Here is a 21,208-nt window from a genome sequence, read left to right on the forward strand (position 1 = left end):
GTCACACGGTGTGACAGAACGGCGACAGACCCTCCCCATCACGTCCTGAATTCACCCCGGCAGCCCCGGCGTGTCCCGGCGTGTCCCGGCGACGCCGACCGGGTGGGCGGGGTCGGGTATCGGGGACGGGGTCGTGCGCAGGGCGGACAGATGCCGCGTTACGGGGGCACGCGCCGGATGGGCGGATTTCGGGGTACGGGGTTGCACGACGGGTGGGCGGGTGTCGGCCCAGGGGGTTTGCGCGCCGGGCGGCCGGATGCCGGGCTACGGCGTCGCGCGCCGGGTGGCGAGCAGCAGGGCGATGTCGTCGGGGCGGTCCACGGCGTGCCGGGCGATCGCCGTCAGCCGGTCCGCCACACCCGCGAGGTTCCGGCCGCCCGTACGGGCGGCGGGCGCACCGGCCTTCGCCAGCGCCACCCGCAGCGCGGTGATCCCCTCGTCGATGTCGACGCCGGGCCGCTCCACCAGCCCGTCCGTGTACAACGCCAGGATCGCGCCGGGTTCCATCCGGAGCTCGGTGACCGGGTAGCGGGCCTTCGGGTCCACTCCGAGCACGACCCCGCCGGGCAGGTCCAGGACCTGGGTACGGCCGTCGGGGCGGCGCAGCAGCGGGGGCGGGTGTCCGGCGCGGGCCGCCTTGGCCACTCCGGTGGCGGGGTCGAGCCGGATGTAGCAGCAGCTCGCGAACAGTCCGGGGTCGAGGTCGATGAGGAGATGGTTGGTGCTGCTCATCACCTCGTCCGGCGGCCGGTCGCCGAGCGCGAACGCCCTTACCGCGCTACGCAGTTGGCCCATGGTGGCCGCTGCCTGCACGCCGTGTCCCTGTACGTCCCCGATGACCAGGGCCAACCCGTCACCTGACTCGACGACGTCGTACCAGTCGCCGCCGACGTCCATCCCCACGGTTCCCGGCAGATACCGGCCGGTCGTCTCCAGCTGCGGATGCGCCGACAGCCGACGGGGGAGCAGGGCCTGCTGCAGACCTCGGGCCAGCGCGGACTCCGACTCGTAGCGCCGCGCCTTCTCCAGGGCGTGGGCGATGAGCCCGGCCAGCGCGGTGAGCACCGTGCGTTCCTCGGTGGTGAAACTGCGCGGCCGGTCGAAGCCGAGGATGCAGGAGCCGACCGGCCGCCCGGAGGCGATCAGCGGCAGAAACGTCCGGGCGCCCTCGGCCGCGTCCACGGCGATCCCGGGATAGGCGGCCGTCAGCTGCTGCATCGAGTCGAAGAACAGCGGCCGGCCGCTGGTGAGGGTCTCCACACCGGGCAGGCGCTCATCAAGGCCCACTCCGTCGAAGGGCGCGAGGAAGCCCTTCGGGAAGCCGGTCTCCCACTCCAGGTACAGATGCCGTTCCTGGAGCAGGTAGATCGCCAGCCGTCGCCCGCCGAACGCGGGCAGCAGCTCCCGCATCACCACGGCGGACACCTGCCGGGCGGTGACCGCCTCGGTGAGCGCGATGGCCAGGGCGATCGGCCGATACAGCGGGGCCAATGGGCTCGCGCCCGCATCGGCCTCGTGTCCTGCGGGACTGTCCGGCACGCGGCTCGCCGGCCGGATCGTGCACGTCAGGCGGTCAGGACCGGGATACACGGACACGGCGAGCCAGTCGCCCACGTACGGCTGCGGGGCGGATTCGGCGTCCTGCGCGGAGGACACCGGTTCGGCGATCCCGATGGAGGGCCGTGGCTCGGCGTCCTGCGCGGCCGGCGACGGGGGCACGCCGGTCTGTCCGGACGGCTTCGACCCGGTGTCGTGTGCAGAAGAAGGGGGTGTGCCGGTCTGTCCGGAAGGTTGTGGCCCGTTTTCCTGCGCAGCGGAAGGCGACGTGCCGGTCTCGGGGGACGGCTGTGACCCGGTGTCCTGCGCGGACGGCCGTACGAGATGGAAGTGGACCGGGTCCGGTGCCAGGAGCGCCGCTCGCAGGTGGTCCTCGAAGTCGGGACGGCCCAGCCAGGGCACCGCCTCCCACAGGTCGCGGCCGACGAGCTCGGCGCGGGGGCGGTCCAGGAGCTGGGCGGCGCGCGGATTCGCGTAGACGACCAGGCCCAGCCGGTCCAGGCAGAACACACCGTCGGGCAGCAGGTCGGCCGCCGAGTCCGCCGTGGGGGCGGGGCCCGGAGCCACGACGACGCCCCGGACCGCAGGTGCGGAGGGCGGGTCGAAGGCGTTCCAGAGGTCGAGCAGCCGCAGGGCGCCGTCCTCGGCCCGTAGGTAGAGGGGCAGGGCCGGGGGGCGTCCGGCGGCGGTGTCCCGCATGGTGGCCAGGATCCGGTGCGCGTCGGAGGGTGCCACGGCGTCGGCGAACGCCTCGACGGTGCCGGGGAACTCGGTGGGCGGTACGCCCAGAAGGGTGTGCAGATCCTCGTCCAGGGTGACGGCGGTCCCTTTCGGGTCCCACGCGAAGCGCCCGGCGCGCCCCACGGACGTGGAGGCCGTCGGCGGCCGCAGGCACATCGGCGCGCTGTCCCAGGCGACCAGGTCGGCGTTCTCGTCCTCCAGACCCCGAAGCGCCGCGCCCAGCTCCTGGGCGAGCCGCATCACGCGGTCGCGGTGGGACAGCACGTCGGCGGCGTCGGTGACGGCCGGGCGCAGCACGGTCAGCACACCGTAGGTCGTCGAACCGTCCACGACGGGAACGTAGAGCGAGCCGAACTGGAAGGGCAGTCCGGCCGCGAACTGGGGGTAGCGGCGCATGGTCTCCGTGGCGTTCGGCAGAACCACCTGGACACCGAGCCGGTAGGCGTCGGCGACGGGGAACGGCCGGTCCACGTGCAGCCGCCACCAGGGCCGGAAGAGTGGCCCGGGGAGCCCCGCCAGGACGGCGAGCCGTAGCAGCCCGGGCGTGCGGGACCGCAGATAGACCCCTCCGGCGTGGCCACCGGCCGCACTGATCGCCTCCGTGGAAGCGTCGATCAGCAGCGGCGCCAGCCGCCCGGCCGTGGAGTGTGCGTCCTCGACGCTCCCAGTCATCGGCCCTACCTCGTCCGTGCGCCGTCCTGCGGGCGACACAGCAAGAATGCGCCACCAGGCCACCGGCCCGCACCCGGGCGGCTCATGTGTATACCTCCCAGCCCCGTTGGACAACTGTCGGACGGACTCTTAGTCTAAATATCTAGATCTGGACAATGAGTCCAAAGAATCTCGAGGAGGGTACGCGGTCGTGGAAGGTGCAGTGGACGGTGCGGAAGAGCACCTCATCGGGGAGGCCGAGAAGATCGCCACGGCGCTCGGCCGCATGTTCCCGGGGTTGTGCGAGGTCGTGCTGCACGACCTGCGGGATCCGCGGCACGCGGTCCGGGCGATCGAGAACAGCCTTTCCGGCCGCCAGGTCGGGGACTCAGCGACGGAGCTCGGACTGGCCCGCATCGCCGACCCCGAGTACCCGAGCGTCATCCAGAACTACCCCAACAGGTTCCCCGACGGCCGCCCGGCCAAGAGCACGTCCATCGGGATCAAGAACTCCGCGGGCGAGTACATCGCGGCCCTCTGCCTGAACCTCGACGTGTCGGTGCTGTCCCCCGTGACGCTCGCGCTGGCCAACCTCGTGGCCACCGGAACCGAGCACCGCGAGCAGCCCCTGGAGACCCTGCGGGATCGCAATACGCGCGAACTGCGGCGCGTGGTGGAGGAGTTGGCCGCGGAGCGGGCCGCGGCACCGAGGTCGCTCAGCAGACAGGACAAGAAGGCGCTGGTACGACAGCTCCACCAGGACGGCTACTTCGACTCGCGCGATGCCGCGCAGACCATCGCCGACCTGCTCGGCGTGTCCCGGGCGACCGTCTACAACTACAGCAAGTGAGGAACCTCTCCGACCTGTACCCGGGCCCGGCCCTCCTGAAGAAGACGGACATACTGCTGTGACACCCGAGAACCTCCCCGCAAGCGCCACCGCGCTCACCCTGGCCGACCCCGACACCCCGTTCGCGGTCGTCGACGTCCACCGGACCAGGCGCAACATCGAACGGCTGGCGGCCAGGGCCGACCGGCTCGGCGTCACCCTGCGTCCCCATGTGAAGACGGCCAAGAGCCTCGACGTCGCCGCCTTGCTGCACGCCGGCGACCGTCACTGCCCGGTCACCGTCTCCACGCTGGCCGAGGCCGAGGCGTTCGCCGACGGCGGCTACACCGACATCACCTACGCGGTCGGTATCGACCCCCACAAACTCCCGCGTGTCGTCGCGCTGTTGCGTCGCGGGGTGACTCTGCGTGTCCTGCTGGACAGCGTCGAACAGGCGGAGTCCGTCGCGGACGCGTCCCGCCGTGCCGGATTTCCCGTACCGGCCCAGATCGAGATCGACTGCGACGGCCACCGCGGCGGCCTCAGGCCCGACGCCCCGGTCCTTGCGAGGATCGGGCACGTCCTGCACGAACAGGGCTGCCTGGACGGGGTGTTGACGCACGCGGGCGAGTCGTACTTCGCCCGCACCGCGGAGGACCAGCGGCTGGCCGCGAAGAACGAACGCGACAGTGCCGTCGCCGCGGCCGAGCGACTGCGGGCGGAAGGCCTGCCCGTGGCCACCGTCAGCGTCGGCTCCACCCCCACCGCCCACGCCGCCGACGACCTGAGCGGGGTCACCGAACTGCGCGCGGGCAACTACGTGTTCTTCGACCTGGTGATGGCCGGCCTCGGTGTCTGCCGCCTGGAGGATCTCGCCCTGTCGGTCGTCGTCACCGTCATCGGCCATCGCCCCGAGTACGGGTGGGTCGTCACCGACGGCGGCTGGATGGCCATGTCCCGCGATCGCGGGACCGCCGCCCAGGCACAGGACCAGGGCTACGGCCTGGTCACCGACCTCGTCGGCAACCTCCTGCCGGGCCTGGTCATGACGGCCGCCAGCCAGGAACACGGCACTCTCACCGCCCGCGAGGGCAGCCACCTGCCCGACCTGCCGATCGGAACCCGGTTGCGCATCCTGCCCAACCACGCCTGCGCCACCGCGGCCCAGCATCACGGCTACCACGTCGTCGACAGCTCTCGGCCGGAGAAGGGCGCGCCTGCCGTCGAGGCCGTCTGGAACCGCGTCAGCGGGTGGTGATCCCCAGCCGGCAGATAGCCGAGTACGCAGGCCACGGCACGCTGCATGGGCTCCAGCGGTTGCTGTCATGTGCCAGTGGGATCCGGACCAGATCCGCGACGACCCGCAGGACTATGTGACCGAGCGGCTCGGGCAGCCTGACGGCCCCTTCGCTACCAAGCCCGACCTGGCACGCGTCATTGTTCAGCGGGCGCTGGACTCTGCTCTGCCGATTGCATGGGTGACCGCGGATGCGGCCTACGGGCAGGAGTGGCATTTCCGGCGGATGCTGGAGGAAGCAGGTGTCGGCCATGTGCTGGCAGTGCCCAGGTCGCAGCAGGTCAAGTTGCCTGCGAGGAGCTGGCGTATCGACCATGTCCTGTCCGGTCCCAGGCCGCTGGGATGCTCCCGACAGTTCTGGCGGCCACGTGGTTGCCGCTGCCCTGGCGGCTCTGCGGCAGGTGGGCTCCGGCTGTTGTACATCGGGTGGTGTTGGGGGACCGAACTCGCCTGTGACGCCCGATCGGTGCGCTTTTGCGGTCGTGGTGCCGTCATCGCTCTGTGGAGACGTCACACCGCACTACTGGGAGCGCGCCCACGACGAGTGCGTCTGTGGGCCGTACTGCTCTCAGCGCATACGGTGGGCCCGCCGCACTGGCGCCGCCTCCGCTTCGGGACACCACCCACTTGTCATGCCGGAAGGCGACGGACAAAACCCGAAGCCAGCGCTGTGAGGCGGAGCCGGTCAGCCGGGTATGGGCCATGCCCGTCACCGAACCAACCTGTGACGGGAAGGCGCAGCCCGGTTACGTAGTTCGCCGGGCGGTGAGATCCATCAGATCGGGTCGTCCTCGTCGACGTCACGGGTGTACAAACACAGCTGTCACGGTGTTCGTCAAACCCGTGATAGAGGACCGCGTCCAACGCATGAGGCGGTGACAGAAACCGGCGGCAGGTCGTGGCGCCAGGCACCCATGGATCGTCCAAGCCGGGCAGCTGGGTTCGCTGACTGAGTGTCAACCTTTGCCAATGGTTCGCAAGTTGAGACCCTGTGTCGGTCCGGCCCGATGTTATGATCTCGGCACTTGTCAAGCGGTGGGGTGGGGCGCGAACGACTGCATGACCGTCGGGCGCCTACCTGGAATCGGGTATCGCCCGTTGGGTGCTCCACTCGCGTCGATGAGATCAAGCGGTTGACCCTCAGCCCTCCGAAGAGAGTCATATGGGGCACTACACTGAAGACCCGACATCTTGGGTCGTGCTTGCCGAATTCCCCGTGACTACCGCCTCCGTCGCTTGGCGAGGCGGGAAATCTGGAGCTCTGCTTCAACGGTCTCAGGTTGGCAAATTCGGTGCCCATGGGTGGACATTGACCGTTCGCGGCGGGATCCCCGGGTCGGTGTCATGACTGAATTCCGCTTGGATCCCGGCGAGTCAGCAGAGTTTGTTCGGCTTTATGTCGTCACGCAAGGGCGGAAACTTTCCGGGGGGACGCAGCTTCCGCTCACCGCGTTCGTCGCGACCGTCGAGGGTAAGCAGCATCTCCCGAGCCGGTTGTCACCCGAAGAAAAGCACATCCTTCAGCTGTGCCAGGGTGGCTGCCTATCGGTGGCTGAAGTAGCGGGGCACACCAGCCAGTTACCGCTGAGCGTGGTGAGAACTTTTCTTGCTTCGTTACTCGAAACCGGATACATCACGGTTCGCCAGTCAAGGGCTGACGGGGTGGGATCCGGCGCACAAACTCTCCGGCATGTCCTGGGTGGCCTTGAGGCTAAATTCGGGTGAACCCTGGCGTCGCTCGAACGGGGCGCTGGCCATTTCGGGGGCTCCAAAGGCCTGAGGGTACTTCTCGTTATTCAATCGCGGCACTGAGATGAAGAGACGCATGCCCAGCCGCTCACATTTTTTGTACATGAGTGATCAGGAGTAAAAATGACCGACACTGAAGCCGTTCCCCCGCCCGGCTGCCCGGCTCACGGAGGCCGCGTCCCCCTGTACGGTACCGAATTCGCCGCTAACCCTCAGGCCTACTACGAATATATGCGGCTTTACGGCCCGACTGCCCCCGTCGAGCTCGCGCCTGGGGTGGAGGCGACCCTCGTCACTGACTACACCGCAGCCCTTCGACTTTTGCAGGACCCCCATTCCTTCCGGAAGGACTCCCGTCGCTGGCGGGACCTGAACGAGGGCAAGGTCAGTCCTGACAGCCCTGTGCTTCCCCTGCTCGCGTACCGGCCCAACTGCATGTTCAGTGACGGTGCCGAACACCTGCGACTTCGTCAGGCAGTAACGGATACTCTGGCGAAGATCAACTCCCGCCGACTCAGCGACAACACGCGCAAAATATCTGACTACTTGATAGCCCAGTTCTCCGCTCGCGGCTCAGTCGACTTGATGAATGACTATGCCAAGCAGCTGCCGTTGTTCGTGTTCAACGACCTCTTTGGGTGCCCGGCAGAAATTGGCGACCGCGTCCTGTTCGGGATAACGGGGATATTCGACGGTGTCAAAGCAGAGCAGGCCAACCAGGTACTTGTTGAGGCCGTGACCGAGCTGGTGGCCATCAAGCGACGGAAGCCCGAAGAGGATGTCACCTCCTGGCTGATGCAGCATCCGAGCCAGCTCAGCGATGAAGAGATGGCGCATCAACTGGTCCTTCTCCTCGGCGCCGGTGGAGAACCCGAGCGCAACCTTATCGGCAACACGCTGCACCTTCTGTTCACAGATGAGCACTACGCCATGAACGGATTGTTGGACAAAGCCATCGAGGACACGCTTTGGGAAGCGCCTCCCATGTCGAACTATGCACCGCACTACGCGGCTTCGGACATGGAGTTCGCCGGGCAGAAGGTACGGGCAGGCGACCTGATGCTGGTCAGCTTCGCCGCCGCCAACACCAGCCCTGCACTCGCGACGGCCCGCCAGGCCAGCGGTGACCGGTCTCACCTGGCCTGGAGCGCCGGCCCGCATGCCTGCCCATCCCAAGAGCCTGCCCGAATCATCGCCCACACGGCCGTCGAGAACCTGCTCAATCGGCTGCCTGACATCAAACTGGCGGTGCCCGAGGACAGCCTCACCTGGCGCCCTGGCCCGTTCAACCGTGCACTGGCGGCCCTGCCCGCCCGGTTCACCCCCATCCCTTCCGCGCCTGGACCTCGTCCGCCGACGGCGTCCGTGCATCCCCGCCCGATGCCCGCCCACACCTCTGTTGCCCCAACTGCCGGCCGCGACGTTGCTTCACTGCAGCCGGAGCAGGGTGGAGTGTGGAGCTCGTTCCTGAAGTGGTGGAAGAGGTGACGTAGGCAACATGGGTCAACTGCTGCCTCTCGCATGAACGTTGAACCACACGGGTAGTCAATCGCGGCATTCGTCGGTTTCCAGCCGAAGGAGACGTGGTGCCCCGCCTGTGCCGCCACTCGGCTCAACGTCCATACGCAGTTGCTCCACGGAGGATCACCCAGTTCAGCTTCCCGATACCAACTGATCGGCCCCGCTCCATCGAGGCCGGGATATGCGCTTTACGAGGCGCGTATCCCGGCCTCGTGCAGGGGAGCACCCACTTGGGAACTCCCCGCGTGCACGACCGCTCCGGCCTGCCCTCCGCGTCGCGCCGGAGGTCCGGGTGAGGGCCCCTGACTTCGATGCCGCAGGCCGGGGGAGGCCCGCGACACTCGGAGCTCTCGCAGAGAGTCAGCTGCGGCTGCTGGGGGATATCGTCGGCCTGCCGCGCGGCGACACCGAGGCCTACGCGAATGTACTGGTGGAGTCGCTGGGCAATGCCGCCCAACGGTCACTGGCACTTCCGCCCCCCTCCCGTAGCTTCCTTTCGGACGACCACACGCCGTTCGAGTTCTCGCTTTCCTGCCAGCCCGGGAAGGTTCCGTCGCTGCGCCTGCTGTTTGAGCCTGGCTGCGCCGCGGACAACCTCTTCGAGAACGGCCGGACAGGCTGGCACGTTCTCCATAGGCTTGCGCAACGCTGGGGGTTCGGCGTTCAACAACTTGACCTCCTTGAAGACCTGTTCTTGCCACCCTCTCCCCAAGGTTCGCTGGCCCTGTGGTGCGCACTGGAGTTGTGTCCTGGTGGTGTGCCCCGGTTGAAGGTGTACTTGAACCCCGCCGCATCTGGGGCACACACAGCTGGTGCGACGGTGCGAGAGGCGCTGCGCCGCCTCGGCTATGACCAAGGCCTGGCCGCTCTACCTCCGGGCGACGGATACCCGTTCTTCGCCCTTGACCTGGGCAACTGGGACGCGCCCAGAGCCAAGGTCTATCTCCGCCACGAGAACCTGACAGCCGCAGGCGCCGCCCTTCTTTCGCGCATGCAGGACGGCCCGCCACCAGCAGTTGTAGAGCAATTTTTCCGGACGGCGGCAGGCTCCCCTGCACCCACACCGGAGCAGTCGGAGTCGCGCGCCGAGCTGTGCCTTGACCAGCTACCCGCACTGACCTGTCACTCCTTCACCGAGACCACGACTGGCCTCCCCAGCGGCTTCACCCTCCACATACCGATCAGGGCCTATGTACAGCACGACGGAGAAGCACGGACACGGGCTGTCGCCGCACTCAACCAGCACGGCATCGACGCCACGCCACTGACACGTGCTCTGTCCGCCGTCACTTCGCGACAACTGGCAGCTGGACCAGGGCTCATCGCCTATCTGGCCCTTGTCCACGAACATCGCCAAGCACCGCGCGTGACCGCCTACATCTCCGCTGAGGCGTACACCTTCCCTTCGGCCACCCCGCTGCCGCCGTCGCAAGCAGCGCCCAGCCCGATGACCCTCGCCAGTCAGCACAACCGTTGCGGAGCAACAGACAAAGACAGGAGCACAACCACGGTGGAGCCCTACCGAATCAAGGTCGTCGAACCTATCCCGATCACAACCCGTGATCAACGCGAGCAGGCCCTGCAACGCGTGCACTACAGCCTCTTCGACTTGCGAGCCGAGGAGGTGACCATCGACCTTCTCAGCGACTCGGGAACCGGCGCTCTGTCCGCCGCGCAGCTCGCGGCGGCAATGGAAGGCGACGAGTCCTACGCAGGATCGCGATCCTTCTACAAGTTCCGCGACACAGTGGCTGAACTGACCGGCTTCCAGCACATCCTGCCGGTCCATCAGGGGCGCGCTGCGGAACGCATCCTGTTCAGCACGCTGCTGTCCCCCGGCTCGGTCGTCCTGTCCAACACCCACTTCGACACCACGCGAGCCAACGTGGAGCTGGCGGGCTGCGAGGCTCGTAACCTGCCCTGCCCGGAGGCAGCCGATCTGGACAGCAAGGAGCCATTCAAGGGGAACATCGACCTGGATGCCCTGCAGCGCGAACTCGACGCAACGGGTGGTGCGCCGGTCGCCGCTGTGGTGATGACCATCACCAACAACGGAGGCGGGGGGCAGCCGGTCTCGATGCGGAATCTGAAGGACACCGCCAGCCTCTGCCGACGGTACGACGTTCCTCTGATCCTCGACGCTGCGAGGTTCGCGGAGAACGCCTGGCTCGTCACCCAGCACGAGGAGTCCTACCGCGACCGCACCCCCCGCCAGGTCGCGGAAGAAGCCTTCCGCCTGGCTGACGGCTGCGTCATGAGCGCGAAGAAGGACGGGATCGTCCACATTGGCGGCTTCGTTGCGCTCAACGACACCGAACTCGCTCAGAAGTGCCAGAACCTCCTGATCGCGACCGAGGGGTTCCCGACCTATGGGGGCCTGGCCGGTCGTGACCTCGCCATGATTGCTCAGGGGCTGTGGGAGGTGACGGAGCCGGCCTATCTCGAGGAACGAGCCGACATCGCCCGGTACTTCGCCGATCAGATCCGTGCCGCCGGAGTCGACATTCTCGAACCCCCCGGCCTGCACGCCCTGTATCTCAACGCCGGCCGCCTGCTGCCCCACATACCACCGCATCGGTACCCGGGCCACGCCCTGGCCTGCCAGCTCTACCTGGAGGGAGGCATCCGCTCGGCTGAGCTGGGTTCCCTTTATCTCGGCGAAGAAGACGAGGAGGGCAATCCCATTAAGAGTGCTCCCTACGAACTGGTCAGGCTTGCGTTGCCCCGACGGGTCTACACGCGCAGCCACTATGACCACGTCGCCGCGACGCTGCACCGGATCGCGACGAACCCGGAGAGCGTCCAGGGCTTCCGAATAGTGAAGCAGTCCCCAATCCTGCGCCACTTCAGCATCGAGCTGGCGCGAGCGTGAATGTGGGATCTGTTGCGACCGCCAAGTCTGACCGCGACAGAGTGATGATGGGCCACAGGCCCTGCCGCGTACCAATCAATCGATGATGACTCAGCCCGTGCTGTACCACCGACCGCAGGTCGGCACACCAGCACGGGCCGCCGCATCCCAAAGCAGCATGTGCGAGCGCGCGGCATAGCGGCCGCGACGATCGCGTTCTGCACGGGTACGCAGGCCTGACGCCGAAGCCCCCGGTCAGGCGGTGCTCAGAGTGCGCTCGGCGAGTTGGTACGCCGGGAGCATCTCTTCGTGCTCCTCGGTGTCCAGCCCGCCGAGGTGCACCACCACCGGCCCGTCCGCGGTGACGACGGCGAAGGCGCTCTCCTCCTTCTTCTCGTCCAGGAGCTCGCCGGCGTACAGGTACTCGACCTCCACACCGTGGAGCTCCCCGGACCGGAACGAGCGGTACCGCGCCTTGTCCGCCCCGTCCTCGGCCGCCACGAACGCCTCCAGCACGGTCCGTGCGTCGGCGTCGGCGTCGCCGGACGTACCGGTCCACACGCGGAGGAAGCCGATGTTGCCCGCGGGCTTCGCGTCGATCTCGCAGGCGAGGGAGACCGGACCCTGACGCAGAGGCGCTTCGACGGCCTCCGCCGTCCAGCTCTTCGCGATGTCGAAACGGACGGGCAGCTCACACGCGGAACCGGCCGCACCGATCGTGCCGCCCGTGACAGCGGCCTTTCCGTTCTTGCTGTCCTTGCCGGACGTCTCCGCCGTCGCCGACGGTCGCCCGGACGCCTTCGTGTCGTCCCCCTCGGAAGCTTCCGAACAGCCTGTCAGCACCCCCGCCAACAACGCCACGTGGGCCATGCCCCGCCATGTGTTCCCCGCCCCGACCGGCATGTCCGCGTCTCCCTGTATCCCGTGGTGGTTCCCGGACGAGTCAGGTTAGGTGGCAGGGATAACGAAACGTGCAGCGATGGGGGAAGCGTTGTTGACCTTCGAGGACTACTGCGACGCGATCGTCGCCCAGACCGAACTGCTCGCCGACCACACCAAGGGCGCGGACCCGACCGCCCCGGTGCCCACCTGCCCCGGCTGGCACCTCGGCCGGCTGCTGCGGCACGTGGGCGGCGACCATCGCTGGGCTGCGGACATCGTGGAGACCCGGGCCACCGAGCCGATCGACGACGGCATGGTCAACGACCCCGCCGGCTACACCTACCTGGACGACTCCGCCGTCGGAGACTGGCTCGTCAAGGGCGCCGGGCAGCTCGCCGGCATCCTGCGGGACGCCGGGCCGGACACGCCGGTGTGGACCCCCGCCGACGGGCAGGTGGTCGAGCAGTCGGTGATGTTCTGGGCCCGGCGCATGACGTACGAGACCCTGCTGCACCGCGCCGACGCGGCGCTGGCGACCGGGGCACAGTTCGCCGTCGAGGAGCGGCTCGCGGTGGACGCCGTGGAGGAGTGGCTGGAGTTCTCGACCGTCCCCGAGGCCTACGAACCCGTACCGGACGAGCCGGACCTGCTCGGTCCCGGGCGTGCCCTCCTCTTCGACGCGGGGACGGCGGGGCAGTGGCTGCTCGACCTCACCGGACAACGGCCGCAATGGCGGCGCGGATCCGGCGAGGCCACGGTGACCGTGCGGGGGCCGGTGACGGACCTGCTTCTGTTCCTCTACGCCCGTCCGGCGCCCGGCGTCGGGACGCGCGGCGACTCGGAGCTGCTGGACCTGTGGCTGCGGCGCACCCGGTTCTGGCTTGAGGCGTAGGCGCGCGAAGGGGCCGGTGTGGCCGAAGCCACGTGCTCGGGGAGGCGCGGGGCATGTCGCCCTCCCGGGCCCGCGGGCTACCGTTCGCGCAGTCCCCTCTTCCACCAGCAGCCCGGGCGGTCCGCCAGTGCAAGCAGATCTCTCCCCGGTCATCGCGGCGACCGCGCACTGGCTGACCTGTGCCTACCCGCCCTCAGGCGGAGCGCTGGCCGCCGCGCTGTGCGAGGTGCAGGCCAGGCAGGCCGTGACGGCCGCCGCGTGGCTGCGCTATCCGACGGCGATGGACGCCGCGCTGCTCGGCATGACGGGCCCGGGCGGCTCCGCCCGCCTCGACTGGGTCATCGGCGTGGATGGCGCAGCCGACCGGGACATCGGGGAGCAGGCCTGGCGGACCTGGGTGGACGAGGTGGTGGCCAGCTGGGCGGCCTGTCTGCTCACCGCCCCCGAACTCGCCGAACTGGCGGTGGCCGAAGTGGCCGGGGGCGAGCACACGGCGGGCACACCTGCCGCGTTCCGCCGCCTGCTCACCCCCGACGCGACCGACCGGCGCGCGGCGGCCCTGCTCCGGCACCCCGACCTGCTCGCGGCCGTGACCGCGTTGCACCGGGACGAGCTGCTTGCCCGGCTGGGGTCGGACGAGGCGCTCATCGCGTGAGCGCGCCCGCTGTGCAGGCGCTGGCCCCGTCCGCCGCCGTTCCGTGACTCAGTCGTGCTTCCCGCGGCCCGAGAGCGCGTCGCGCAGCCGGTCGACCAGTCCCGCCCCGGGGGCCAGCAGCTTGTTCATCGGCGGAGTGTCCGGGGCCGACGGGTGCGGGCGGGTCGGCGCCGTCTTCTTGGCGCGGCGTACCTTCTCGCCGAGCTCGTCGAGCTCCTTCTCCGAGCACGCGGCACGGAGTTGCGGGAAGAGGGTCTCCTCCTCCTCGGCGATGTGCGAGCGGACCTCGCTCATCAACTCGCCGATCAGCCGGTCGAACTCGGGATCGTCCGCCGCACAGCCCTCCAGGTCCTTCATCAGCTGCTCGGCCTTGGAGTGGTCCTCGATCTCCCGGTCCGCCATGGTGTTCCCGTTGACCAGGTACTCCCGCACCGCCGGGTAGAGATACTCCTCCTCGGCCACCGAGTGCCGGACGAGCTCCATGGTGGCCTGGTCGGCATACACCTTCCGGCTCTTCGCACCGGGCGCCAGCGCCTCGATCTTCCCGAACAGTTCCTCGACCTCGTGGTGATCGGTCACCAGCTCGTCGATGACGTTTCCTCCGTGTCCCATGGTCATCACCTCCGGCCCCCGAGTGCCCCCGGCCGCACTGCTCACTCCTGGTCACAGGCTCGTCAGGAGTTGCGGGGACGGTTGACTGATCAAGGTGTCGCCCCGGCGTATCTGCCGCAGCGTCCGCGGAGGAGAGGCGGAGACCAGCTCCAGGCCCAGGGCCCGACGGTCCGGTCCGCTGTCGTCACGCTCTCCTGCCGACGCCCACTGATCGTTTCGCAAGCCCCGTGACCCGGCCCCGTTGACGACGTTCACCGGGTGTAAGGGGGCCCGCACGATGGAACCCGGACCGGGACAGACGCGTATCCAGCTGCCCAGGAGGCCGACGTGACCGACGCCGTGGACGAGGTGCTCGCGCGAGTGCGCGGGGAAGTTGCCGCACGGGCGGATCGGCTGTGGGACATGGCACGCATGCTGCACTCCGACCCGGAGTACGCCTTCGAGGAGCACCGGGCGGCGGCCCTGCTGTGCGGGGAACTCGAATGGGCCGGGTTCACGGTGCAGCGGGACGTGGCGGGCCTGCCCACCGCCTTCACCGCACGTTCCGGTACGAGGTCCCGCCCCGCGGTGGCCCTGATGCTGGAGTACGACGCCCTGCCCGGCCTCGGTCACGCCTGCGGCCACAATCTGATCGCCGCGGCGGGACTCGGCGCCGCCCTCGCTGCGCGGGCCGTGCTCGACCGGGACGCGGGCACCGTGTGGGCCGTCGGCACTCCCGCGGAGGAGGGGGGCGGAGGGAAGGTCGCCGAGACCGACGCCGGGGTGTTCGACGACGTCGACGCGGCACTGATGTTCCATCCCGGTGTGCACAGCTGGCAGTGGGCTCCGCTGACCGCGCAGGCCCAGTACCGGGTCGGTTTCCACGGTCGCGCCGCCCACCCGACCGGCAACCCCACCGAAGGCGTCGACGCCCTCGCCGCGCTCCTCCAGCTGTTCAACACCCTTGCCGTGATCGGGCGTCGGCTGCCCGAGGGCTCGCATGTGCAGGGCATCGTCACGGACGGCGGCAGGGCCACCAACATCGTCCCCGAGTACGCGGAGGGCCTGTTCGGCCTGCGCGCGGTGACGACAGCCGCGCTGGAGGACCTGGCGGGCGAACTGCTCACCTGCGCCCAGGGGATCGCGCGCGCCACCGGCACGACGGTCACGGTGGAGCGGGCCACCCCGCGCTATGAGCACTTCCGGGACAGCGTGGTGCTCTCGACCCGGTTCGCCCGGCATCTGGCGGGGACGGGCATCTCGGTGACACCGCCCGCGCCGGGCGTCTACCTCGGGTCCTCCGACGTCGGCAACGTCAGTGGGCGCGTGCCCGCCATCCACCCGTTCGTCGCCATCATGGACCAGGACGGCTCCGACCACACACCCGAGTTCGCCGTCGCGGCAGGCTCCGAGCGCGGCCGTCAGGTCATGCTCGCGGCAGCGGAGGCACTGGCCTGCACGGCGGTGGAGGTCCTGCTGCGCCCGGAGCTGCGGGACGAGGCCTGGGACGGCCACGACCGGGCCGTCGCCCACCGCTGAGGCCCTGCCGGCCCGGGTGCCGGTGGCATCCGTCGAGGGTCAGTCCGTGTGCAGGTGGTACACGTTGAAGGCCCGCCGGATCACCGGCTGGGCCACGTTGCGCACCCGCACCCCGCCGGCCGTCATGCCGTGCTCCGTGCCCGCATGGGCATGTCCGTGCACGCTCAGGTCGGCACCGGCGGTGTCGATCGCCTCGGCCAGCAGATAGCTGCCGAGAAACGGATAGATCTCCAGCGGCTCACCGGCAAGGGTGTCGGCGACGGGGGAGAAGTGGGTGAGCGCGACCCGGGTCGCGCAGCCCTGCCGGTCCAGTTCCTCCAGCGCTGTGCGCAGCCCGTCCGCGCAGCGCCGTGAGTACCGTACGAACTCCTTCATCAGCGGCTCGCCGAACTCCCCGGCACTGCGGCCCACGAAGCCGCCGCCGAACCCCTTGGTCCCCGCGACACCGACCCGGGTCCCGCCGCACTCCACGACCGTCCCCTTGCCCTCCAGCACCCGCACTCCCGCGTCCTCCAGGAGGGCCGTGACCTTCTCGGGCTGCTCGTCGTGGTGGTCGTGGTTGCCGAGGACGGCCACGACCGGCACCGCGAGGCCGCGCACTTCCTGCGCCACCACCAGGGCCTCCTCCGGCGTGCCGTGCCGGGTGAGGTCCCCGGCCAGCAGCAGCAGATCGGCGCAGTCGGGCAGTGTGTCGAAGGCGGGCCGCAGCACGCCCTGACTCTCCAGGCCCATGTGGATGTCACCCACGGCGGCGACGCGGATCACGGCAGCTCCTCGGCATGATCGGGGGTGGCGGTCTGCGCCACCACCACGTCGGTGTGCACGTCGAGTCCGGTCAGCTCCTCGCGGACGGTCCGCAGCACGGTGTCCCGGCACTGCGTGGACGGCACCGTACCGGTGACGACGACCGCTCCGGCCCGCACCTCGGCGCGGACCCCGAGCTCGCCCAGTTCCTCCGCGGCCAGCCGGTCGCGCAGATGGGCGACGCGGTACTCGACGTTCTCCCCGGAGCGTTCAGGCCCGGCGCCGGTCATGATCGTCCCTCCTTCGTGGCGGGCTGGATGACGTCCAGCCGTTCCAGGAAGTAGAAGAACGCGTCCGGCATCGGCGCGTCCCCGCAACCTCGGCGCACCGCCGCCCAGTCGACCTTCTCCCGCAGCGTGCGGGCGATCGGCAGGACGGCCCCGAAGTCGCAGTGGTGCTCGGAGAACGCGGACAGCAGACTGTGCAGCAGATCGGTCGGCGACAGTACGGGCATGAACACCGAGTCCACCGAGAGTTCGTCCGCCCGCGCCAGCAGTTCCGTGGTGACCGGCTGGTGCGCCAGCTCGAAGATCAGATCGACCTGCTGTCCCAGGCAGTCGGCCTTGAGCAGCCAGTCCTCGGGAGGCGTGCGGACCGCGAGACCCGCCCCACGGAGAGTCTCGGCCACCGCCTGCGCGTCCTCGGGACGGATGGCGAAGTCGACGTCGTGCTGAAGGTTCTGGGCACCGCCGTGCGCGTAGACGGCGACACTGCCCGCGAGCGCGAACGCGTGTCCTTCCCGCTTCAGGATCGCGCCGACCTGCTTGGCCGCCTCCAGGATCGCCTGGTTGCGGTCGACGGGCAGGCTCCCGGCGAGCGCGTCGCCGGTGGTGTGCCCCGACGCCAGCCGCAGTCCTGCGACGCCCCCATGACGGTCGACGTCGTCCTCGGCGTGCTGCGTCATCGTTGCCCCCTTCCTGGCCCGGCCCGCACCGCGGGGGCCGTGACGGCGAACCCCGAGTACCCGGGGCGCCGTTTTCGACACGACGACAGACGACAGGTGAACGGTCGGGTCGGCGGCAGGTCCACCGAGTCGCACGCCTGTCGGCACACCGACGTCAGCCCGGCAGCAGGACAGGCCTGCCGGTGATCGTCGTGTCGTGGGCCGGCGACGTCACGGGAGCCCGCTCCAGCATAGTGAGCGCCCTGACCTCCTGGAGTCGGCGCCGGGCCACCCGACGAGACCGACCTCTCCCGGCGGCTCACGCAGGAGCCGTCTCCAGGTCCTTCCGCGGGCCGCCCGGGAGGTAGAAGGGGTCGGGTTCCGTCGTTCCGCTGACGACGAGGAGACGACCGGTCTCGCAGATCACGGCGATGGCCACGACGAGGCGCGGCCGTCGCCGGACGCGATGATGTTGTCGCTCATTGCGCGGGCCAACCGTCTCTGCCTGCCAGATGGAGCACGAGAGCGGCGATGTTCCACGCGTCGTCCTCGCCACGGTGATGGCGTCCTTCGAGGGGCAGCCCGGCGATCTCCAGGGCCTGTGCCATCCCCGGTCGCTTGCGCAGGCCGTACGCCTCGGTGAAGGCGACCTTGGCGTTGGTGTGGCGACGGCCGAACGGATACGGCGTCCCGGTGGCCCCGCACTGACGGGTGAACTGATGACGGTCGTAGTCGCCCCAACTCGCCCACCGCCGGGAACCGGCGCGGTGCTCCGCGGCCAGCAGCCGACAGGCATCCGCGAACGACCGGCCACCGTCGACCTCTTCCTGGGACAGGCCGGTCAACTCCGTGCAAAAGGGACTTACTTCGGAACGGGCGGGCCGTACCAGGATGCGGTGCCGTCCGACCCGCTCGGCGGTCGCCAGGTCCACGACGGTGAGCCCGATCTCGATGATCTCGCCGACCGCACCCGGGGGAGGAGAGCCCGGCCAGCACGTGGCTTCGACGTCCACGACGTTCAGGAGACGGTCCGTACCCGGGCTGTTCATGACGAGAACCGTAGAGGTGAAGGCGCGTGCCGAGCACCTCGTTTTCCCTGTACAGCGGGTCGGGAGGGGGCTCGGGCGGTCGGCGTCGCATATGAGGTCACTGTGAATTTACGAGGCGCTTGAACACCGGGTGGTCTCCATCCGTATGAGGCGGGGGACTTGCATGCCCGGAGAGCCGACACGCGCAGGAGTACTTCCGTGGGACGCAGCAATCGCAGACGCCCGACAGGCGCACGACGTGCGACCTTTGCCGCAGTAGCCCTGATGCTCGGGGGTGGTGGCCTGGTCGCGGTGAACGTGTACGCCTCCGCCACGGAGGCGGGCCCGCCGCAGCAGACGTCGTGGGGAGCCGTCACGATCGACTGCCCGGACGTCGGCGACACGCTCACCAGCGTGCCCGACGGGTCGAGGTCGGACGTCGACAAGGAACTCGCCCTGCTGGACCAGCAGACGGCGGAGGCCTACCAGCAGCTCCAGGACCCGTCGGTGCAGAGCCGGGAGGACGCGCAGAGCCGCATCGTCGACCCTCTGCAGCAGAACCGCGCGGCCACGATCGAGCGCATCTCCGCCGCCCTGGAACGCACGGGAGCGCGCCCGGACGGACTCGACGCCATGGCCGCCTGCACCTTGCAGGAGACCGAGAACCAGAACGGTGGCGGGCAGGGTCAGCAGGACGGCGGCCAGGGCCAGGACGCTCAGCAAGGTGACGGCCAGGGTCAGAACGGTCAGCAGGGTGACGGTCAGCAGCAGGGCGACGGTCAGGACCAAGGTGGCCAGCAGCAGGGCAACGGCGGGCAGGCCGGCAACGGTCCCGTCGCCGCCGACTACGCCGACATCACCACCGCGCCTTCCGTCGCACAGGCCCCGAGTCCCCAGGGCGACGCCTCCCGCGGAACCTTCGTCACCAGCTGCGGTGTGAACGCGAACGGCCTGTTCAACTCGGACAACGTCATCGTGGCCCCCGGTGTCTCCAACGGCGCCCACCACTTCCACGACTACATCGGCAACCAGTCCAACACCGCCTTCGCCAGCGATGAGGACCTGGCGAACGCCGAGACGAGCTGTGTCGACCAGGGTGACAAGTCCACGTACTACTGGCCCGTGATCCGGCTCCAGAACGGAACGCAGGAGAAGGACGCCAAGTCGCCCGGCGGTGGCATCGAGGGCAACGCCGGCAAGATCGTCACCGCCAAGGAAGTCACGCTGACGTTCGTGGGGAACCCCCGCAGCAAGGTCACGGCCATGCCGCGGCTCCTGCGCATCATCACCGGCGATGCCAAGGCCTTCGTCAACGGCAACGCGAACGCCAACGCGTCCTGGAGCTGCACCGGGTTCGAGGACCGGCAGCTGAAGGACAAGTACCCGCTGTGCCCGCAGGGCAGTGACGTGGTCCGCACGTTCAAGTTCCAGAGCTGCTGGGACGGCCGCAACATCGACAGCGCCAACCACCGCACCCATGTGGCGTTCGCCCAGGCCGACGGCTCCTGTGGCGCCGGGTTCAAGGCCATTCCTCAGCTGGTCCAGCGGATCGTCTACGACGTCGACGCGCCGAGCCTCGCCGACGGCGGCCGCACCACTCCGCTGTTCGCGGTGGACTCCTTCCCGGAACAGCTGCACAAGCCCGTCACCGACCACGGTGACTTCATCAACGTCTTCGACGAGAACCTGATGAACCAGATGGTCGACTGCGTCAACTCCGGCCGCCAGTGCGGCGCAGGAACGGGGCAGGACGATCCGGGCAACGGCGGTAACGACAACGGCGGGACCGGCAACGGCGGTAACGACAACGGTGGGAACGACAACGGCGGTAACGGCAACGCCGGGACCGGCAACGGCGGCAACGGCTCCAGCCCCGACCCCGGCGCCACGCAGGACCCGGGCAACGGGACCGGCAACGGCAACGGCTCCGGGGAAACCCCCGGAAACGACGAGCCCCAGCAGCAGCCGACCCCGACCGTCGAAGCGCCCGCCGGTACTGTGACGACCGCTCCCGCCGCCGACGAACCGAAGACCTACAGCTCACCCACAGCCCACAGCACGACCGCTCCCACACCCGAGACCCAAAACGGCAGTGGCAGTGGCAACGAGCAGGCAACCCCGCCCGGCCCCCAGGACGACACGGCATCCAACGACCCCGGAACCGGCTCCGCCGGAGCCGTCGCCCAACCCCCGCTCGGCGCGCAGACCGAGCCTCAGGGCAGCCAGAGCAGCCTCGCCGAGACCGGTACGCAGCTGTGGCCGGCCGCGCTCGGAGCGATCCTCCTGATCTCCGGCTTCGTGCTCCTGCGGCGCACCAGCCGCCGCTCCATGTGACACCGATCGGCACCACCGAGAAGCAGGGACGGCTGTCCGCCGCCGCGGATCCGCAGGCGGACAGCCACCCCATCCGGGCGCCCCAGGCAGGCACGGACGAAGCGCGCGCGAAAGGGTGGCCGAGACGGCACCTCGAAAATTGACGTGAGCCATTCCTGATCCGGGAAACCGATGTGGACGGGTCCCCTCCGGACCCCCTCCGGCCACCTCCGGAAGCCGTCCCGGAAGATACCGTTGTACCGGCAAACTAAGCCGGACAAGGCCGCTCACCGACCCCCGCGGAGCGAATTCCGAGCGGCGTCCGAAGCTCTGTCGCTGGTCCGTATGCAGTAGTACGGGAAGCAGGGGACGGTCACTCCCGGTGAGGCTGGACGGGCCGTACCGTCCCCCTCCCCGGAGCCTTC

The 21,208-nt window shown here is 69.2% G+C and carries 16 protein-coding genes and 1 pseudogene; 10 read left to right on the forward strand and 7 right to left on the reverse strand.

The window, feature by feature from the left end; translation table 11 throughout:
• Positions 1-264: 264 nt before the first annotated feature.
• Entirely contained in the window at positions 265-2,970 is a 2,706-nt protein-coding gene (locus tag OHT57_RS44050; protein WP_328752585.1) for a SpoIIE family protein phosphatase, read from the reverse strand.
• 190 nt (positions 2,971-3,160) lie between these two features.
• Between OHT57_RS44050 and OHT57_RS44055 the strand changes: the two genes are divergently transcribed.
• The 6 genes and pseudogenes from OHT57_RS44055 (at position 3,161) to OHT57_RS44080 (ending at position 11,217) form a co-directional block, all read left to right on the forward strand.
• Complete coding sequence (locus tag OHT57_RS44055; protein WP_328752586.1) at positions 3,161-3,799, forward strand: helix-turn-helix transcriptional regulator; 639 nt, start codon at positions 3,161-3,163, stop codon at positions 3,797-3,799.
• A 58-nt stretch (positions 3,800-3,857) separates the two neighbouring features.
• Positions 3,858-5,036 (forward strand): DSD1 family PLP-dependent enzyme, encoded by a 1,179-nt coding sequence (locus OHT57_RS44060; RefSeq protein WP_328752587.1) that lies wholly within the window; start codon positions 3,858-3,860, stop codon positions 5,034-5,036.
• Positions 5,037-5,041: 5 nt separating this feature from the next.
• Positions 5,042-5,400, forward strand: a pseudogene (locus OHT57_RS47580) (transposase); the annotation flags it as partial.
• Positions 5,401-6,419: 1,019 nt separating this feature from the next.
• Positions 6,420-6,800, forward strand: coding sequence for a DUF742 domain-containing protein (locus OHT57_RS44070; protein ID WP_328752589.1), 381 nt, complete (start codon positions 6,420-6,422; stop codon positions 6,798-6,800).
• A gap of 147 nt (positions 6,801-6,947) precedes the next feature.
• Positions 6,948-8,312 (forward strand): cytochrome P450, encoded by a 1,365-nt coding sequence (locus OHT57_RS44075; RefSeq protein WP_328752590.1) that lies wholly within the window; start codon positions 6,948-6,950, stop codon positions 8,310-8,312.
• 325 nt (positions 8,313-8,637) lie between these two features.
• On the forward strand, positions 8,638-11,217 hold the full coding sequence (locus tag OHT57_RS44080) for a tryptophanase (protein ID WP_328752591.1): 2,580 nt from the start codon (positions 8,638-8,640) through the stop codon (positions 11,215-11,217).
• A 234-nt stretch (positions 11,218-11,451) separates the two neighbouring features.
• Here OHT57_RS44080 and OHT57_RS44085 read toward each other — a convergent pair whose 3' ends face one another.
• On the reverse strand, positions 11,452-12,099 hold the full coding sequence (locus OHT57_RS44085; protein WP_328752592.1) for a lipoprotein: 648 nt from the start codon (positions 12,097-12,099) through the stop codon (positions 11,452-11,454).
• 76 nt (positions 12,100-12,175) lie between these two features.
• On the opposite strand from OHT57_RS44085, the gene OHT57_RS44090 reads away from it, so the two are divergent.
• Both OHT57_RS44090 and OHT57_RS44095 read left to right on the forward strand, forming a co-directional pair.
• Positions 12,176-12,970, forward strand: coding sequence for a maleylpyruvate isomerase family mycothiol-dependent enzyme (locus OHT57_RS44090; RefSeq protein WP_328752593.1), 795 nt, complete (start codon positions 12,176-12,178; stop codon positions 12,968-12,970).
• A gap of 127 nt (positions 12,971-13,097) precedes the next feature.
• Entirely contained in the window at positions 13,098-13,625 is a 528-nt protein-coding gene (locus tag OHT57_RS44095; RefSeq protein WP_328752594.1) for a hypothetical protein, read from the forward strand.
• 48 nt (positions 13,626-13,673) lie between these two features.
• On the opposite strand, the gene OHT57_RS44100 is transcribed toward OHT57_RS44095, so the two are convergent.
• Positions 13,674-14,237 carry a hemerythrin domain-containing protein gene (locus OHT57_RS44100; RefSeq protein ID WP_328752595.1) on the reverse strand — a complete coding sequence of 188 codons (564 nt, stop codon included), beginning with the start codon at positions 14,235-14,237 and terminating at the stop codon, positions 13,674-13,676.
• Positions 14,238-14,564: 327 nt separating this feature from the next.
• Here OHT57_RS44100 and OHT57_RS44105 point away from each other — a divergent pair, with 327 nt between their 5' ends.
• Positions 14,565-15,755, forward strand: a complete 1,191-nt coding sequence (locus OHT57_RS44105; RefSeq protein ID WP_328752596.1) for an amidohydrolase — start codon at positions 14,565-14,567, stop codon at positions 15,753-15,755.
• A gap of 39 nt (positions 15,756-15,794) precedes the next feature.
• Here OHT57_RS44105 and OHT57_RS44110 read toward each other — a convergent pair whose 3' ends face one another.
• The 4 genes from OHT57_RS44110 to OHT57_RS44125 all read right to left on the reverse strand — a co-directional run bounded on the left by OHT57_RS44110 (position 15,795) and on the right by OHT57_RS44125 (position 18,491).
• On the reverse strand, positions 15,795-16,520 hold the full coding sequence (locus tag OHT57_RS44110) for a metallophosphoesterase family protein (RefSeq protein WP_328752597.1): 726 nt from the start codon (positions 16,518-16,520) through the stop codon (positions 15,795-15,797).
• On the reverse strand, positions 16,517-16,789 hold the full coding sequence (locus tag OHT57_RS44115) for a BON domain-containing protein (protein ID WP_328752598.1): 273 nt from the start codon (positions 16,787-16,789) through the stop codon (positions 16,517-16,519). The genes OHT57_RS44110 and OHT57_RS44115 overlap by 4 nt, the downstream gene beginning before the upstream one ends.
• On the reverse strand, positions 16,786-17,463 hold the full coding sequence (locus OHT57_RS44120; RefSeq protein ID WP_328752599.1) for a nucleotidyltransferase domain-containing protein: 678 nt from the start codon (positions 17,461-17,463) through the stop codon (positions 16,786-16,788). Before OHT57_RS44120 ends, OHT57_RS44115 begins: the two co-directional genes overlap by 4 nt.
• A 458-nt stretch (positions 17,464-17,921) precedes the next feature.
• On the reverse strand, positions 17,922-18,491 hold the full coding sequence (locus tag OHT57_RS44125; protein ID WP_328752600.1) for a 3'-5' exonuclease: 570 nt from the start codon (positions 18,489-18,491) through the stop codon (positions 17,922-17,924).
• 264 nt (positions 18,492-18,755) lie between these two features.
• Between OHT57_RS44125 and OHT57_RS44130 the strand changes: the two genes are divergently transcribed.
• Positions 18,756-20,804 carry a DUF1996 domain-containing protein gene (locus tag OHT57_RS44130; RefSeq protein WP_328752601.1) on the forward strand — a complete coding sequence of 683 codons (2,049 nt, stop codon included), beginning with the start codon at positions 18,756-18,758 and terminating at the stop codon, positions 20,802-20,804.
• Positions 20,805-21,208 lie beyond the last annotated feature (404 nt).

This window comes from Streptomyces sp. NBC_00285, from assembly GCF_036174265.1.
GTDB lineage: Bacteria > Actinomycetota > Actinomycetes > Streptomycetales > Streptomycetaceae > Streptomyces.